General features: G+C 62.7%; 15 protein-coding genes. 10 read left to right on the plus strand and 5 right to left on the minus strand.

Annotated elements, in window-relative coordinates:
- Positions 1–12 precede the first annotated feature (12 nt).
- Complete coding sequence (yghU, locus tag Q4610_RS07495) at positions 13–888, minus strand: glutathione-dependent disulfide-bond oxidoreductase (RefSeq protein ID WP_304535359.1); 876 nt, start codon at positions 886–888, stop codon at positions 13–15.
- A gap of 411 nt (positions 889–1,299) precedes the next feature.
- On the opposite strand from yghU, the gene groES reads away from it, so the two are divergent.
- Entirely contained in the window at positions 1,300–1,587 is a 288-nt protein-coding gene (gene groES / locus Q4610_RS07500; RefSeq protein WP_007704439.1) for a co-chaperone GroES, read from the plus strand.
- A gap of 129 nt (positions 1,588–1,716) precedes the next feature.
- A complete protein-coding gene (gene groL / locus Q4610_RS07505; protein WP_304535360.1) occupies positions 1,717–3,363 on the plus strand; it encodes a chaperonin GroEL in 1,647 nt (548 codons plus the stop codon).
- Between the two features lie 150 nt (positions 3,364–3,513).
- On the opposite strand, the gene Q4610_RS07510 is transcribed toward groL, so the two are convergent.
- Positions 3,514–4,200, minus strand: coding sequence for a GNAT family N-acetyltransferase (locus Q4610_RS07510; RefSeq protein ID WP_304535361.1), 687 nt, complete (start codon positions 4,198–4,200; stop codon positions 3,514–3,516).
- Positions 4,201–4,389: 189 nt separating this feature from the next.
- On the opposite strand from Q4610_RS07510, the gene Q4610_RS07515 reads away from it, so the two are divergent.
- Positions 4,390–6,336: a putative bifunctional diguanylate cyclase/phosphodiesterase gene (locus tag Q4610_RS07515; protein WP_304535572.1), complete on the plus strand. Its 1,947-nt coding sequence runs from the start codon at positions 4,390–4,392 to the stop codon at positions 6,334–6,336.
- Between the two features lies 1 nt (position 6,337).
- On the opposite strand, the gene Q4610_RS07520 is transcribed toward Q4610_RS07515, so the two are convergent.
- Positions 6,338–7,306 (minus strand): crotonase/enoyl-CoA hydratase family protein, encoded by a 969-nt coding sequence (locus tag Q4610_RS07520; RefSeq protein ID WP_304535362.1) that lies wholly within the window; start codon positions 7,304–7,306, stop codon positions 6,338–6,340.
- A 239-nt stretch (positions 7,307–7,545) separates the two neighbouring features.
- Here Q4610_RS07520 and Q4610_RS07525 point away from each other — a divergent pair, with 239 nt between their 5' ends.
- Together Q4610_RS07525 and tgt are read left to right on the plus strand one after the other, a co-directional pair.
- Positions 7,546–7,725: a hypothetical protein gene (locus Q4610_RS07525; protein WP_304535363.1), complete on the plus strand. Its 180-nt coding sequence runs from the start codon at positions 7,546–7,548 to the stop codon at positions 7,723–7,725.
- A gap of 48 nt (positions 7,726–7,773) precedes the next feature.
- Entirely contained in the window at positions 7,774–8,904 is a 1,131-nt protein-coding gene (gene tgt, locus Q4610_RS07530; protein WP_304535364.1) for a tRNA guanosine(34) transglycosylase Tgt, read from the plus strand.
- A 19-nt stretch (positions 8,905–8,923) separates the two neighbouring features.
- Here tgt and Q4610_RS07535 read toward each other — a convergent pair whose 3' ends face one another.
- Together Q4610_RS07535 and Q4610_RS07540 are read right to left on the minus strand one after the other, a co-directional pair.
- Positions 8,924–10,432, minus strand: coding sequence for a sensor histidine kinase (locus tag Q4610_RS07535; protein WP_304535573.1), 1,509 nt, complete (start codon positions 10,430–10,432; stop codon positions 8,924–8,926).
- Positions 10,433–10,520: 88 nt separating this feature from the next.
- Positions 10,521–10,832 carry a NepR family anti-sigma factor gene (locus tag Q4610_RS07540; protein ID WP_304535365.1) on the minus strand — a complete coding sequence of 104 codons (312 nt, stop codon included), beginning with the start codon at positions 10,830–10,832 and terminating at the stop codon, positions 10,521–10,523.
- Positions 10,833–11,052: 220 nt separating this feature from the next.
- Between Q4610_RS07540 and Q4610_RS07545 the strand changes: the two genes are divergently transcribed.
- The 5 genes from Q4610_RS07545 to Q4610_RS07565 all read left to right on the plus strand — a co-directional run bounded on the left by Q4610_RS07545 (position 11,053) and on the right by Q4610_RS07565 (position 14,831).
- Positions 11,053–11,844, plus strand: a complete 792-nt coding sequence (locus tag Q4610_RS07545) for a response regulator (RefSeq protein WP_304535574.1) — start codon at positions 11,053–11,055, stop codon at positions 11,842–11,844.
- Between the two features lie 102 nt (positions 11,845–11,946).
- Positions 11,947–12,078, plus strand: coding sequence for a hypothetical protein (locus Q4610_RS07550; protein ID WP_304535366.1), 132 nt, complete (start codon positions 11,947–11,949; stop codon positions 12,076–12,078).
- Positions 12,079–12,188: 110 nt separating this feature from the next.
- Positions 12,189–12,833 carry a sigma-70 family RNA polymerase sigma factor gene (locus Q4610_RS07555; RefSeq protein ID WP_304535367.1) on the plus strand — a complete coding sequence of 215 codons (645 nt, stop codon included), beginning with the start codon at positions 12,189–12,191 and terminating at the stop codon, positions 12,831–12,833.
- 51 nt (positions 12,834–12,884) lie between these two features.
- Positions 12,885–13,151 carry a hypothetical protein gene (locus Q4610_RS07560; protein WP_304535368.1) on the plus strand — a complete coding sequence of 89 codons (267 nt, stop codon included), beginning with the start codon at positions 12,885–12,887 and terminating at the stop codon, positions 13,149–13,151.
- 291 nt (positions 13,152–13,442) lie between these two features.
- Positions 13,443–14,831, plus strand: a complete 1,389-nt coding sequence (locus tag Q4610_RS07565) for a TIGR03013 family XrtA/PEP-CTERM system glycosyltransferase (protein ID WP_304535369.1) — start codon at positions 13,443–13,445, stop codon at positions 14,829–14,831.

Below are 14,831 nucleotides of genomic sequence, written 5' to 3' on the forward strand. Positions count from 1 at the left end.
GACGGAGCGCTCTCAGGCCGCCGCCGCCAGCTTGTCCTGCGTCCGGGTCGTAAAATCACCTGCATCATGGCGTTCGTGCAATTGTTCGTTCAGCGGCCCGGTGATGCGGTTGACGATGCGCCCGCGCGTCACCGCCGGGCGCGCATCGACCTGTTCGGCCCAGCGCATCACATTCCGGTAGCTGGCGGTATCCAGGAAGATGTTCGCCCCTTCATAGCTGCGCCCCAGGGCAATATTGCCATACCAGGGCCAGATGGCGATATCGGCGATCGTATAGCTGTCGCCCGCGACAAAGGCGCTATCCGCCAGCCGCCGGTCGAGCACGTCGAACTGCCGCTTCACTTCCATCGTGTAGCGGTTGATCGGATATTCATATTTTTCCGGCGCATAGGCGAAGAAATGGCCAAACCCCCCGCCCAGCAGCGGGCCGGTGCCTCCCTGCCAGAACAGCCAGCTCAGCGCCGCCGTTCGTCCCGCCGGGTCGGTGGGCAGAAATTTGCCGAATTTTTCCGCCAGATACAGCAGGATCGCACCGGATTCGAATATGCGCTGCGGCGGCGATACGCTGTGATCCATCAGCGCGGGGATCTTGCTGTTGGGGTTCACCTCCACAAAGCCGCTGGAAAACTGGTCGCCTTCGCTGATGCGGATCAGCCAGGCGTCATATTCGGCTGCACTGACCCCGGCCTCCAGCAATTCCTCCAGCATGATCGTGACCTTCTGCCCGTTGGGCGTGCCCATCGAATAGAGCTGGAACGGATGGGCACCGACTGGCAGCGTCCGGTCATGGGTCGCGCCCGCGATCGGCCGGTTGATATTGGCGAAGGCGCCGCCAGCCTTTTCCTGATCCCAGGTCCAGACTGTGGGCGGCGTATAGCTGTCGGTCATGCGGCATCGCTCCGATGATGGAAATCTGGTGCGCAGGTAGGAACCGGCCCGGTGCCCCGCAACCGGGCAGCGCGCATCCATCCTGATTATTTCCCATCCGGCGTCGGGTGGTCATGCCCATGATCCAGCCGCAGCTTCCGTCCATTCCATCGCGCCCCGGATGACGCACAAAGCCGACGGGCCTATATCCGGCGTCGGACGACCGATCCTGCCGGGCCAGCGAAATTTTTAGTGCTTTCCGCTCTTGACCGGCAAAACGACATGACCATATTCACGCCGCTAGCACTCTCCTTCGATGAGTGCTAACAACGCAGAGTTCATCGGGAGAAGGACAGGCGGACAGGGCATATGGGGCATCGCCCCGCCCGGTGCGTCGCCCGATCCCAAATTGCTAGGGAAAGGCACACAAACATGGCATTTCGTCCGTTGCACGACCGTGTTCTCGTCCGCCGCATCGAAGCGGAAGCGAAGACCGCGGGTGGCATCATCATCCCCGACACCGCCAAGGAAAAGCCGCAGGAAGGCGAAATCGTCTCCGTGGGCACCGGCAGCAAGGCCGAAGATGGCAAGGTCACGCCGCTCGATGTCAAGGCTGGCGATCGCGTGCTGTTCGGCAAATGGTCGGGCACCGAAGTCAAGGTCGACGGTGAAGACCTGCTGATCATGAAGGAATCGGACATTCTGGGCGTCGTCGCCTGATAGCGACGGACCTGGCCGGATCGGCCAGGTTGCGAACCGGATAGCCGTTTCAGTTTTCGGCGGAATTTCAACACCTGCAACGGTGTGAACTTCGCAAATTTTGCAATTCTCAAGAGAAGGTAAAAGATCATGGCAGCGAAGGACGTAAAGTTTTCGCGTGACGCTCGTGAGCGCATCCTGCGCGGCGTCGACATCCTGGCCGACGCGGTCAAGGTGACTTTGGGGCCGAAGGGCCGCAACGTCGTCATCGACAAGAGCTTCGGCGCACCCCGCATCACCAAGGACGGTGTCAGCGTCGCCAAGGAAATCGAACTCAAGGACAAGTTCGAGAATATGGGCGCGCAGATGGTCCGCGAAGTGGCCAGCAAGACCAACGACATTGCCGGTGACGGCACCACCACCGCGACCGTTCTGGCCCAGGCCATCGTGCGCGAAGGCATGAAGTCGGTCGCCGCCGGCATGAACCCGATGGACCTCAAGCGCGGCATCGACCTCGCCGTCACCAAGGTTGTCGAGGACATCAAGGCCCGTTCGAAGCCGGTTTCGGGTTCGGCCGAAGTCGCCCAGGTCGGCATCATCTCGGCCAATGGCGACCGTGAAGTCGGCGAAAAGATCGCCGAAGCCATGGAAAAGGTCGGCAAGGAAGGCGTCATCACCGTGGAAGAGGCCAAGGGTCTCGACTTCGAACTGGACGTTGTCGAAGGCATGCAGTTCGACCGCGGCTACCTGTCGCCCTACTTCATCACCAACCCGGAAAAGATGGCTGTCGAGCTGGCTGATCCGTACATCCTGATCCACGAAAAGAAGCTGTCGAACCTTCAGTCGATCCTTCCCATCCTGGAAGCCGTCGTCCAGTCGGGCCGTCCGCTGCTGATCATCGCGGAAGATATCGAAGGCGAAGCGCTGGCGACCCTGGTTGTCAACAAGCTGCGTGGCGGCCTGAAGGTCGCTGCGGTCAAGGCGCCTGGCTTCGGCGATCGCCGCAAGGCCATGCTGGAAGACATCGCCGTCCTGACCAAGGGCGAAGTGATCTCGGAAGACCTGGGCATCAAGCTCGAAAACGTCACGCTGGCGATGCTCGGCACCGCCAAGCGCGTCACCATCGACAAGGACAACACCGTCATTGTCGACGGCGCTGGCGATCATGACTCGATCAAGGGCCGCACCGAACAGATCCGTGCGCAGATCGAAGTCACCACCAGCGACTATGACCGCGAAAAGCTCCAGGAACGTCTGGCCAAGCTGGCTGGCGGCGTGGCCGTTATCAAGGTCGGCGGCGCGACCGAAGTGGAAGTCAAGGAACGCAAGGATCGCGTCGACGACGCTCTCCACGCGACCCGCGCGGCTGTTGAAGAAGGCATCGTCCCCGGTGGCGGCACGGCGCTGCTCTATGCCACGAAGGCCCTGAACGGCCTGACCGGCATCAACGACGACCAGACCCGCGGCATCGACATCGTTCGCAAGTCGCTGACCGCTCTGGTGCGCCAGATCGCCAGCAATGCGGGCCAGGACGGCGCCGTCGTGTCGGGCAAGCTGCTCGATCAGGACGACACCTCGTTCGGCTTCAATGCGTCGACCGACACCTATGAAAACCTCGTCACCGCCGGCGTGATCGACCCGACCAAGGTTGTGCGCACCGCGCTCCAGAACGCGGCATCGGTTGCCGGTCTGCTGATCACCACCGAAGCGGCGATCTCGGAACTGCCGGCCGATGACAAGGCGCCGATGGGCATGCCCGGCGGCGGCATGGGCGGCATGGGCGGCATGGACTTCTGATCCGGTTCGTCACCCCGGCGCAGGCCGGGGTGACACGCCCCATGAACAAACGAAAAGGCCGGTGGAGCGATCCACCGGCCTTTTTGCAGCATATCGGCCTGTCCTGCATGGCGTGCAGCGGCTATCGGGTCGCCGGCTCTTTGACAGCCATCATTCGCTGGTCGATCGCGTCACCACCATCATCGGCAATTGCGCCCGCACTTCGAACCCCAGCGTGCGGTAAAGCGCGATCGTCTGCGCATGCGCGGCATAGGCATGAAGGAAGGGCGTTTCGCCCCGGTCCAGCATCGCCTGCATCACCACCTGCATCAATGCGCCGGCAAGCCCCCGGCCGCGCCAGTCGGGATGGGTGCAGACGCCGCTGACTTCGGCAAATCCCGGCATCCGCATCCGTTCGCCCGCCATGGCGACCAAATGGCCCTGATCCCGAATGCCGACAAAGCGGCCGAGCCGATGGGTCAGGGACCGAAAAGGACCGGGTCTGGTCAGCAGCGCCAGTTCCAGCATGGCGCTGGCATCCGCTTCACCCAGTTCGACCCATTCGGACGCGACGGTCCTGCCCGGAACGCGGCGCGGCGCGATCATCTGCGCCAGCATCGCCTGACGCGCCACCGTCATGCCGGGCGGGGGTGTCACGGCATCCCGCCCGACCAGCCATAATTCGTCGTCCGCATGGGCCAGGGCGGCCAGCGCGGCGCGGCTGGCGTCGCTGTCGTCCGCCGCCGCCCCGAACGGCCCGTAACGCGGATCGAGCCGCATCGCGCGTGCGTCCCCCTCCGCCAGGGCCGACCATCCGCTCGTCAAGGCATTCCAGACGGGATGGTTAAGCAGGTCCATGGCCATTCCAATAACGCATATGATGGAAAATCCGCGTTATCACGCCGCCCCGCCAACGCAAGAATCCCGGCTTTCCTGTAACGGCCGGCCTTAGCGTTAACCGAATAATAAACGAAAAATGCGATCAGCGTAGCGGGAACCGGAGACCCGCATTTGCGCCTTTTGTCGACATTGCTGGAAAAACGGCGGATGGCGCGCCCGGTGCAGGACGCCGATGTCCGCCGCAGCCTGGTCGAATCGCTCTATGCCTCGCCAAAATCGCTGACCATCGGCGCCGTCACCGGCGTCGCCGTCGGTATCGTGATCGCCAGTCTTTCCGGGCCTGGGCCGATCCAGACGGTCGTTGCGATTCTGTGCATCGTGGCCACCATGCGGGTGGTGTCGGCGGTGTTTTTCCATCGCCAGTTGGTGCGTGGCACAGCGGTCGCGTCCCGGACCTGGGAACTGGTGTATGAACTGGGCGCCTGGGGCTATGCCGGGCTGCTCGGCCTCATGGCCTTCGTCACGCTGATCGGGTCGCGTGATCCGGTAACGCATATGCTCAGCGTGTCGATGGCGACCGGCTATGCCGGCGGCATCTCAGGCCGCAATGCGGGCCGCGTGCAGATCGCGATCGGGCAGGTCTGCCTGACGCTGCTGCCCACCGCCACCGGCCTCTGGCTCCAGGGATCGACCGGCTACCGGGTGCTGTGCGTCGCCATGGTGATGATGGTGCTGGGCCTGGCGGAAATCAGTTCGACCATTCACCGCATCGTCGTCCAGGCGCTGGTGGGCAAGCGCGACAAGTCCTTGCTGGCGGAGAAATTCGAGCGGCTGGCACGGTTCGACAGCCTTACCGGCCTGGAAAACCGCATGGCGATGCAGATGCGGCTGCGTGAGATTTTCGAGAATAATCACAAACGCAACGACGCCGTCACCATCCTGTGGATGGATGTCGATCGGTTCAAGGAAATTAATGACTCGCTGGGGCATATGGTCGGGGACCAGTTGCTGCGCAGCGTGGCCGAACGGCTGGACGAAGTGGTGCAGGGCAGGGGACGGATCGCGCGCTTTGGCGGCGATGAATTCGTCATCATCTGCCCCGACATGGATCGGGTGACGGCTGCCGCGCTGGCGCAGGAGATCATCACCTATTTCGCTTATGGTTTCGACCTGGGCGACAATCTCCTCCAGGTCACAGCCTCGATCGGCTATGCCGTCGCGCCGCAGGACGGGCGCGACATGGACGAGCTGATGCAACATGCGGATCTCGCCCTTTATGAAGCCAAGCGCGCGGGGCGCAACCGCGCCGCCAGCTTCAACTGGTCCCTGAAGGAGCGTTTCAACCGCGTTCACGAGATCGAGACGGGCCTGCGCCGTGCGCTCGATGGCGGCGAGTTGAAATTGCTGTTCCAGCCGATCGTCGATCTGCAAAGCGGACATATCGACGCCTGCGAAGCGCTGTTGCGCTGGGATCATCCGGTACTCGGCCCGATACCACCATCCGAATTCATCCCCATTTCCGAAAGCATGGGCATGATCGAGGCGATGACGGCGTGGGTTTTGCGGGAAGCCTGCGCCGCCGCCATGTCCTGGCCGGGGGAAGCGCGCGTCGCGATCAATATCTCGCCTGCCTCGCTCAAATCGGCCGACCTGCCCGGCAATGTCATCGCCGCGCTGCTGGACAGCGGCCTGCCGGCACGGCGGCTGGAACTGGAAGTCACCGAATCCATCTTTCTCGATGACAGCGGCCAGACCAATGCCGTGCTGCGTGAATTGCAGCGCATCGGGTTGCGGCTGGCGCTGGATGATTTCGGCACCGGCTATTCGTCCTTGTCCTATCTGCGTTCCTACCGCTTCGACACGCTCAAGATTGACCAGAGCTTCATGGCGGGGGTCAGCGCCAATGCGGAGGATCGCGCGATCGTCCGCGCCATCGGCAATCTGGCGCGCGACCTGTCGATGGATACGGTGGCCGAAGGGATCGAGACGCCCGACCAGTTGGTCCATGCCCGCGAAGCCGGTTTCACCAATGTCCAGGGCTATCTGTTCAGCCGTCCGGTCCCGCGGGAGCGGATTGCCGAACTGATCGAGGCCGGTCCGCTGGAAGGGGCCGAACGCCCCGATCCCGTCCGCACCCGCCGTCGCCGCGCCTGATCTATCCGCGCAATTTTGTCTGCGCGCTGGCCAGCCGTCGCATCATCCGCAGGTCGCGATCCGACAGCGACAGCGCGGTGTCGGTCCACACTTCCACAATGTCGGTCAGTTCCTTCAGGGTCATCGGATTGACCCGCCGCCCGGCGCGGTTGATGCCGACATAACCGGCATGATGCGCCTGATGCTCCTTGATCCACCGGACGGTCGCGGCTTCGCCTTCGCCGGTTTCGACAACCTGGCTGACGATGCCCATCTCGCACATTTCATCGGCGGTGTAGATGCGCCCTTCCGTGATCATCTGCCGCGCCAGCACCGGGCCGACCCGGCGTGACAGGATGGAATAGGCGCCCATGCCGGGGAACAGGCCGAACAGAACTTCGGGCAGGCCAAAGCGCGCCTGCCGTTCGGCGATGATGACATCGAAACACATCAGCGCTTCCAGCCCGCCGCCCAGCGCGTCACCCTGTGCCAGCCCGATATTGATGATGTTCATGTCGTTGCAATGCCAGATGCGATCGACGATCTCGCAGCAGGCGACGCCATATTTCAGCAAGGTCGCACGATCGCGCTGCTGGATGCATTCGGCGAACATTTCCAGGTCGCCACCTAGGTTGAACACGCCGGGAAAACGCGATCCCAGCACCATGAATTTGAGCGCGCCGTCCTGACCCGTTCCGTCCGTGCCACCGAACACCCGGCGGCTTTCCCGCTGCCACGCCATGGTATCGCGAATCAGGCCCAGGTTGCTGTTGGGCCGATCCAGCGGTGTCATGAACGCCCAGAGCGTTGCCAGTTCCGCGTCCCAGCGGACATCGATCTGGCCAAGATCGAACAGGGTCGACTGGCGGAAGGCGACGGCAAGCGGAGTTTCCGTAGCGGCCAGCGGCGGCAGCTCATCTTCGGAAAAATGCTCGTCCGACGCGGCCTCCACCTCATCCCTGGTTGGACTAAAGCGTCCTGAATCAATCATCTGCGTCCCCGTTTTTCTATTCGGACTGAGGTGAACAGGCTCGCAGGCAGGATGCAATCAACCCGGCATATATTGACAGTCTGTTAACCATTTTTGCCGATAACTGTTGCATCTGTGCCGACGCAAAGGCAGCAAAAGCCGCATTGATGTGGCGTGAATGCCACAAATCAGCTTCTTGAACGAACGTAAGATTCTGATGCGCAGGCCCTTGTTAACCTTTATGAATTAGATTTCCGGCCATGATCGAACCGCGCCCCGATTCCGCTCGCGTGACCCTGGCCCTGCATGATGAGCGGGGAGATCCATGGCCGCTGCGCCTGTCGGCCGACTGCCTGCGCTTCATCGGTCCCTATCGCCGGGTCGAAGGGTTCAACATCGATGCGATGCTGTTGTTCGAAGGGGTGCGCAAGGCAGGCTGATCCGCCGCCTTCTTGTGCCCGCGCGCGTTCGCCCGTAGAGCGCGCGACATGAGCAACCCCCGTTTTTCCTTCTCCGTCGCCGCCACTGACGGCAAGGCCCGGACCGGCGTGATCCGCATGCGCCGCGGCGACATCCGCACGCCCGCCTTCATGCCCGTCGGCACCGCCGCCACCGTCAAGGCGATGCGCCCGGCAGAGGTGCGCGCGACCGGCGCCGACATCATCCTGGGCAACACCTATCATCTGATGCTGCGCCCCGGCGCCGAACGCATGGCGCGCCTTGGCGGGCTGCATGGCTTCATGGGCTGGGACCGGCCGATCCTGACCGACAGCGGCGGCTATCAGGTGATGAGCCTGAGCGCGCTCACCAAAATGAGCGAGGAGGGGGTCGCCTTCTCCAGCCATATCGACGGGTCGAAACATATGCTGACGCCCGAACGGTCGATGGAAATTCAGCGACTGCTGGATAGCGACATCGTCATGGCGTTCGACGAATGTACCAAAAATGGCTGCACCCATGACGAGGCGGCCCGGTCGATGGAGCGGTCCATGCGCTGGGCCAAACGATCGCGCGAGGGTTTCGATATGGGTGGCGACCATGCGGACCGCGCCGCCCTGTTCGGCATCCAGCAGGGGTCGCTGGACGAAAATCTGCGCCGTATCTCGGCCGAAAAGCTGATCGAGATCGGATTCGACGGCTATGCCGTGGGCGGGCTGGCGGTGGGCGAGGGGCAGGAAGCGATGTTCGCGACGCTCAACTTCGCGCCGGACATGCTGCCGCAGGACAAGCCGCGCTACCTGATGGGCGTGGGCAAGCCCGATGACATCGTCGGTGCGGTCGAACGCGGCATCGACATGTTCGACTGCGTGCTGCCGACGCGATCGGGTCGCAATGGCCAGGCCTTCACCTGGGCCGGGCCGCTCAATATCCGCAATGCAAAATTCAACGAGGATAAGGGGCCGCTCGACCCGCGCTGTGGCTGCCCGGTCTGCGCGACCTGGAGCCGGGCCTATCTCCATCATCTGGTCAAGGCCGGCGAAATGCTGGGCGCAATGCTGATGACCCAGCATAACATCCATTTCTATCAGGAGCTGATGCAGGGGTTGCGCGACCATATCGCCGCCGGCACGCTGTCGACCTTCACCGCCGATTTCCGTCGCGACTATCGCCGGGTCTGACGCGCCATGGCCTGAAAAATCAGGCGATCACGCTGATCGCGATGCTGTAGCTGCCGGTTTCGCCATCATGGGTGAGTGGCGCGCGCAACTGGCGCGACAGGCCGGTCAGCACCCGGCCATAGCGTTCCTCCAGCAGGGCGCTCATCGCGTCGGATGCGATCAGCCCTTCGGACCGGATCATCAGCACCGCGCGATGCGGTTCCGCCTCGTCCTGTTGCACCGCAATGCGCATCGCGCCCTGGGGCGCCAGCATCATCGCCAGTTCGACCAGTTCCGTGACCAGAAAGGCGATCGGCACGGCGACATCCTGGCTGATATGCAGGTTATCGCATTCGATCTGGATCGCGAAGCGACGGGCCTGTGCCGGCGCGGTCCCGCGCAGGCTGGCGGACAATTCGCTGATCAGCGGGCGGACGCCGACGCCGCGATTATCTTCCAGTTCGGCGAAATGATTGCGATGAACCACGGACAGCGCATCGACCCGGCGCTGGATCGATGCATAGGCTTCGATGGCTTCCGCTTCATGCGCCGACCGGGCATGCAGGCTGATCAGGCTGGCGATGATCTGAAGGTTGTTCTTGACCCGGTGATGAACCTCGCGGGTCAGTTTGCGCTGGTTTTCCAGCCCCTCGGCCATTTCGGCTTCATGGGTGGCGACATCTTCGCTGATCGCGCGAAATGTTTCGCCCAGCGCCAATATTTCCTGCGCGGGGGTCCGCACGCGCCCGACCGATTCCAGCACCTGGCCAGGCTGATAGGCGGCGACGACCCGCCGCAGCAGCACCAGCGGGCGAATGAGCAGCCGGTTGACCACGAACCATCCGATCGCGGCGGCGGCGAACCACATCACCAGCGGCAGGAACAGCGACAGCATCCGCGCCACCGTTGCGGGCGGATCGCGCACGGACATGGTCAACAGGACATCGGGCGGGTCGAGCCGGGCGGAGAGGCTGGACATGTGGCCGACAATGGCATTGCCTGAGCGGCTGACGACGATGCGCCGGTCGCCCTGGCGCAGGACAAGCTGCCGGTTCTGGAGCGCGGTCGCGGGGTCGGCGATGCTTTCCAGATGCGTGCGCGAATAATAGGTCAGCGCAACCATCCGGCCATTAAGGCTGCGCACGCGGCTGACCAGATATTGGGACGCTGGCGCCAGTTCGACTGTCTTTTGGTCGAAGCGCGCGGCGGCGGCGATGCCGGCTGGCTCCGGCGCGTCCGACCGGCACCATATCCGGCCGGCGCGATCATAGATATAGAAACGGCCACCGTCCGCATCATGCGATGACAGGAAAAAGGCCAGACGCCGGCACATGCCCGGATCTGCTACATTATTGGCCAGGGCGTTGACCGTCAGTTCGATCGCGGTCCGATCCGACTGGAGATCGGCGGTCAGTTTGCGCGCGCTCTGGGTCACGGCGACGCGCAGCAGCGCTTCCTTCTCCAGGTCCGCAGTGCGGATGGCCTGAAGCGAGGCGACCAGCGCGATCAGGCCCAAAGGCAGCAGTGCCAGCGTCAGGATGAGGAACATCTTGACGCCGGTGGACCGGAAAAACAATAGCAGTGGCTCGATACAGGAGCGGGCTGCCGGAGGAAGGCTGCCCCCACTCATGACGGCCTCAGTCCAGCTTGCTCAGCAGGTCCAGCATCTCGGACGGAATATCTTCATCGACGGCGCGCTGATAGACGGTGCGCAATGCCTGTGACACCTGGCCGTCATCCTTGCTGGACGCGGCCTTGCGCTTGCGCGTGCCGGTGGCGGTTTTTACCTGTGCTGGGGCGGCGCCAATGTCGGCCTCCTTGCTGCCATCGGTCACGCTCCGCTCCGTCATTGAAGAAACCAAAATGAGCCCCTCTACAGCAATATTCGTCATGGCAGCCAAACCGTATTTGCGGGTTTCTTGCGTGACGTCAATTCGGCCGATCGCCACATCGCCCGGTAAATCGCGATATCGTCAAAAAAACCATATGGATGCGAAACAAATCCGGCGATTGATGGTTCCCCTGTCCGAAGCATTTTTTACGCGGCCCTTTGCCTTGGTCGCGAACGGGGCGGGGGGCTTGCCATTGTGGCATGGACATTCCATCCTTCCTGTCGAGGCCGATGCTTCAGGACCATGACGCCCGGAAGGGCAGGGAGACGATTTGACGATGTCGCTTGGACAGCAACTGCACCCTCACCTTCCGTTCCTGCGCCGCTATGCCCGCGCCCTGACCGGCAGCCAGGCGCATGGCGACGCCTATGTGCGCGCCGCACTGGAAGCGATCGTGGCCGCGCCGGAAGAATTTCCCAGCGACGTTGATCCGCGTCTTGGCCTGTACAAGACTTTCCATGCGATCTGGTCCTCTTCTCATCTGGAAGATCTGCCGATCTCGTCCGGCGGCAGCCGCGAGGCGATCGCCCAGGCGCGCCTTGGCCGGCTTACCCCGTTGCCGCGTGTCGCCCTGCTGCTGACCGCGCTGGAGGGCTTCACCGTCGATGACGTGTCCTATCTGGTCGACATGGACAATGACGAGGTCGAAGGGCTGGTCGAGGAAGCGCTGACCGAAATCGAGGCGCAGACCCGCGCCAAGGTGCTGATCATCGAGGATGAACCGATCATCGCGATGGACATAGAAACCATCGTTCGCGACCTTGGCCATGATGTCACCGCCATCGCCGTCACCGCCGAGGATGCGGTGCGGGAGGCCCTGGCGGACCGGCCCGGCCTGGTTCTCGCCGACATTCAACTGGCTGACGATTCCAGCGGGATCGATGCGGTGAAGGATATTCTTGCCGAATTTTCGGTGCCGGTGATTTTCATCACCGCCTTCCCGGAACGGTTGCTGACAGGCGAGCGCCCCGAACCCACTTTCCTTATCACCAAGCCATTCCAGCGCTCGACGGTGAAGGCGGCCATTTCCCAGGCGCTCTTCTTCGATGAAGCGACCGCGCCCGCCTGAACGGTGCGATCGGACAGTATCCGGCCCGCGTGGCGCGGATAATATCTCGGAACCCTGATCGATACGCTGCGTTAATGATGCGTAACGATCGGGAGACGGGCCATGGCGGATCAGGAAAAGCATATCGCCACGGATGATGCGCGGGGCGGCTCCACGCCGCATATCGTGCGCTACATCCTGGGCATTTCACTGGCATTGGCGGTCATCGCCATGTTGCTGGTGCTTTGGCGATAGAGGCGGGAACGGGTCTTTGGCGACAATCGGTTTAGGATGCGGACGCATATATGGCTTTGACGACGTCGATTCACGCGGCAAGAAGCGTTGCAGGCGCGGGGGATGCTCCGATGGATGAAGACGCGAACGAAGTTGACGTGATCGAAGAGCGCGCGCCGCTGTCCGACACCGATTTCAAGCGTGAACTGGCAGCGGTGATCCCGCATCTGCGCGCCTTTGGACGTTCGCTGTCGGGCAATCGCGATCTGGCCGACGATCTGGTGCAGGAAACATTGTTGAAGGCATGGGCGGCGCGCAACCGCTTTCAGGCCGGCACCAATATGCGCGCCTGGACCTTCATCATCCTGCGCAACCATTATCTCTCGCAGATGCGCCGTTCGCGCTTTCGTGGCGATTGGGATGACCTGACCGCCGACCGCATCCTCGCGGCGCCGGCGGGACAGGACAAGCATGTCGAATTGTCCGACATGCAACGCGCCCTGCTGCAACTGCCCCAGCCCCAGCGTGAAGCATTGATCCTGGTTGGCGCCGGTGGCTTTGCCTATGAGGAAGCGGCCGAAATCTGTGGGGTGGCGGTCGGTACGATCAAAAGCCGGGTGGCGCGCGGACGCGCCGCGCTGGAACAGATATTGGAGAGCGGCGACTTGCCATCCCGGCGGACTCAGCAGACCACCGAAACGGCGGTGCTTGACGAAATCATGGAGGATGTCGACCGTCTGAGCCGTGGGCGCGGGTCCAGCCAGGATGGGGATTGATCGGAACGTTTGCGTCTGTCTGGCCGTTATCCTGCCATGAGGAGACGCAAAATGGGTTACGACCCGGTCCAGTCCGATTATGAGCATGCACCCTCTGCCCCGATCGATGAACGATCGCGGGGCAGCGGCGTGGTGTTCGCGCTGGTGGCGCTGGCGCTGGTCCTGGCCATCGGCTTTTTCTACCTCACCAACGACCAACGCAATGACCGGCCGGCCGACGCGGTGACGCGCGCTGCCGGATCGATCGATGACGCCGCCAAAGTGGTCGGCGATGCCGCCCACAATGCGGCCGACAGGTTGCGCAACACCGACAAATGAGCTGACCGGCCGATCGGTCGGGCAAATTGCATTCTGCCTGCGTCCATGCGCTGTAACCGGCCTCTGTTCCCTGCGCGCGAGAGAGGGATGATCGGAAGCATCCTGCTTCCGTCGCCCCCGCAATGACGGGACAGGTCAGCGGAAAGTCACCAGTCCCTACCCATTGATTCAGCATTTCTTTGCCATTTTCCGGCAGGGTGTGTCAGGTGTCGGATTATCTTACAACCAGTGTAAGAAATGTCCGGCCCCGTGAAGGCCGCCAGGTCGGCGGCCAGCAGGACGTGCGCGACGATGATAAGGCTGTTCAAACATTATGTGCCGCACGCGGTGCTGCTGCTGGGGATGCTCGATTTCCTGCTGCTGCTGGGCGCCGCCGAAACCGGCTGGGTGTTGCGCGCGCACCAGATCGGCATGGATATCGATCATGTGATAACCCGCGTCGGCCCGTTGCTCAGCTTTGCCCTCGCCATCCAGACTGCGATGATCGCCGTCGGCGTCTATGGCACCGAAGCGCTCCAGTCGATCCGTTTTGCCTTTGCCCGTTTGCTGGTTGCCGTCTCGCTTGGCGTCATCTTCCTTTCCGTCCTCTATTTCCTGATGCCCGGCATGACGCTGTGGCGTTCCAATTCGCTCTACGCCATGGGTCTGGCCATGGGCTTCCTGGTGATGGTGCGCCTGTTGCTTGGGTCGATGCTGGGCGGGGAGGCGTTCAAGCGCCGCCTGGTGGTGCTGGGCGCCGGCAATCGCGCGCACCGGATCAAGGATCTGGAGCAGAAGCGTGGCGCCGGTTTCCTGGTGGTCGGCTATATCGCCATGAATGATGGCCCGCAGGTGGTGCCCGAAGCGATCAATCGTGACGCCATCTTCAACCTGTCGGATTTCGTGGTCCGGCTGAACGCCAGCGAAGTGGTGCTGGCGCTGGAGGAACGGCGCAACGCCATCCCCATGTCCGACCTGTTGCGGATCAAGACAACCGGCGTCCATGTCAACGACCTGTCCACCTTCCTGGAACGTGAAACCGGGCGCGTCGACCTGGCCAGCGTCAATCCCAGTTGGCTGATCTTTTCCGATGGCTTTTCCGCCGGTCGCCGCCTGTCGAGCATCGCCAAGCGGCTGTTCGACATCGTTGCCAGTTCCATCCTGTTGCTGCTGACCGGCCCGATCATCCTGTTGGCCGCCTTATTGGTGAAGCTGGACAGCAAGGGGCCTGCCTTTTACCGCCAGCAGCGTGTCGGCCTTTATGGCCAGGAATTCTGGATCGTGAAGCTGCGCACCATGCGCCAGGATGCCGAAGTCGCGGGACAGGCGGTGTGGGCGGAAAAGGATGATCCGCGGATCACGCGCCTGGGCTATTGGCTGCGCAAGCTGCGGATCGACGAACTGCCCCAGACCTGGACGGTGCTGAAGGGCGAGATGAGCTTTGTCGGCCCGCGCCCCGAACGCCGCCAGTTCGTGGACGATCTGGAACAGCAACTGCGCTATTATGCCGAACGCCATATGGTGAAACCCGGCATTACCGGCTGGGCGCAGATCAACTATCCCTATGGCGCGTCGCTGGAGGACAGCCGGCACAAGCTGGAATATGACCTCTATTACGCCAAGAACTACACCCCCTTCCTCGATCTGCTGATCCTGATCCAGACATTGCGGGTCATCCTCTGGCCCGACGGCGCGCGCTGA

The organism is Sphingobium cyanobacteriorum (assembly GCF_030580935.1).
Classification (GTDB): Bacteria; Pseudomonadota; Alphaproteobacteria; order Sphingomonadales; family Sphingomonadaceae; genus Sphingobium; species Sphingobium cyanobacteriorum.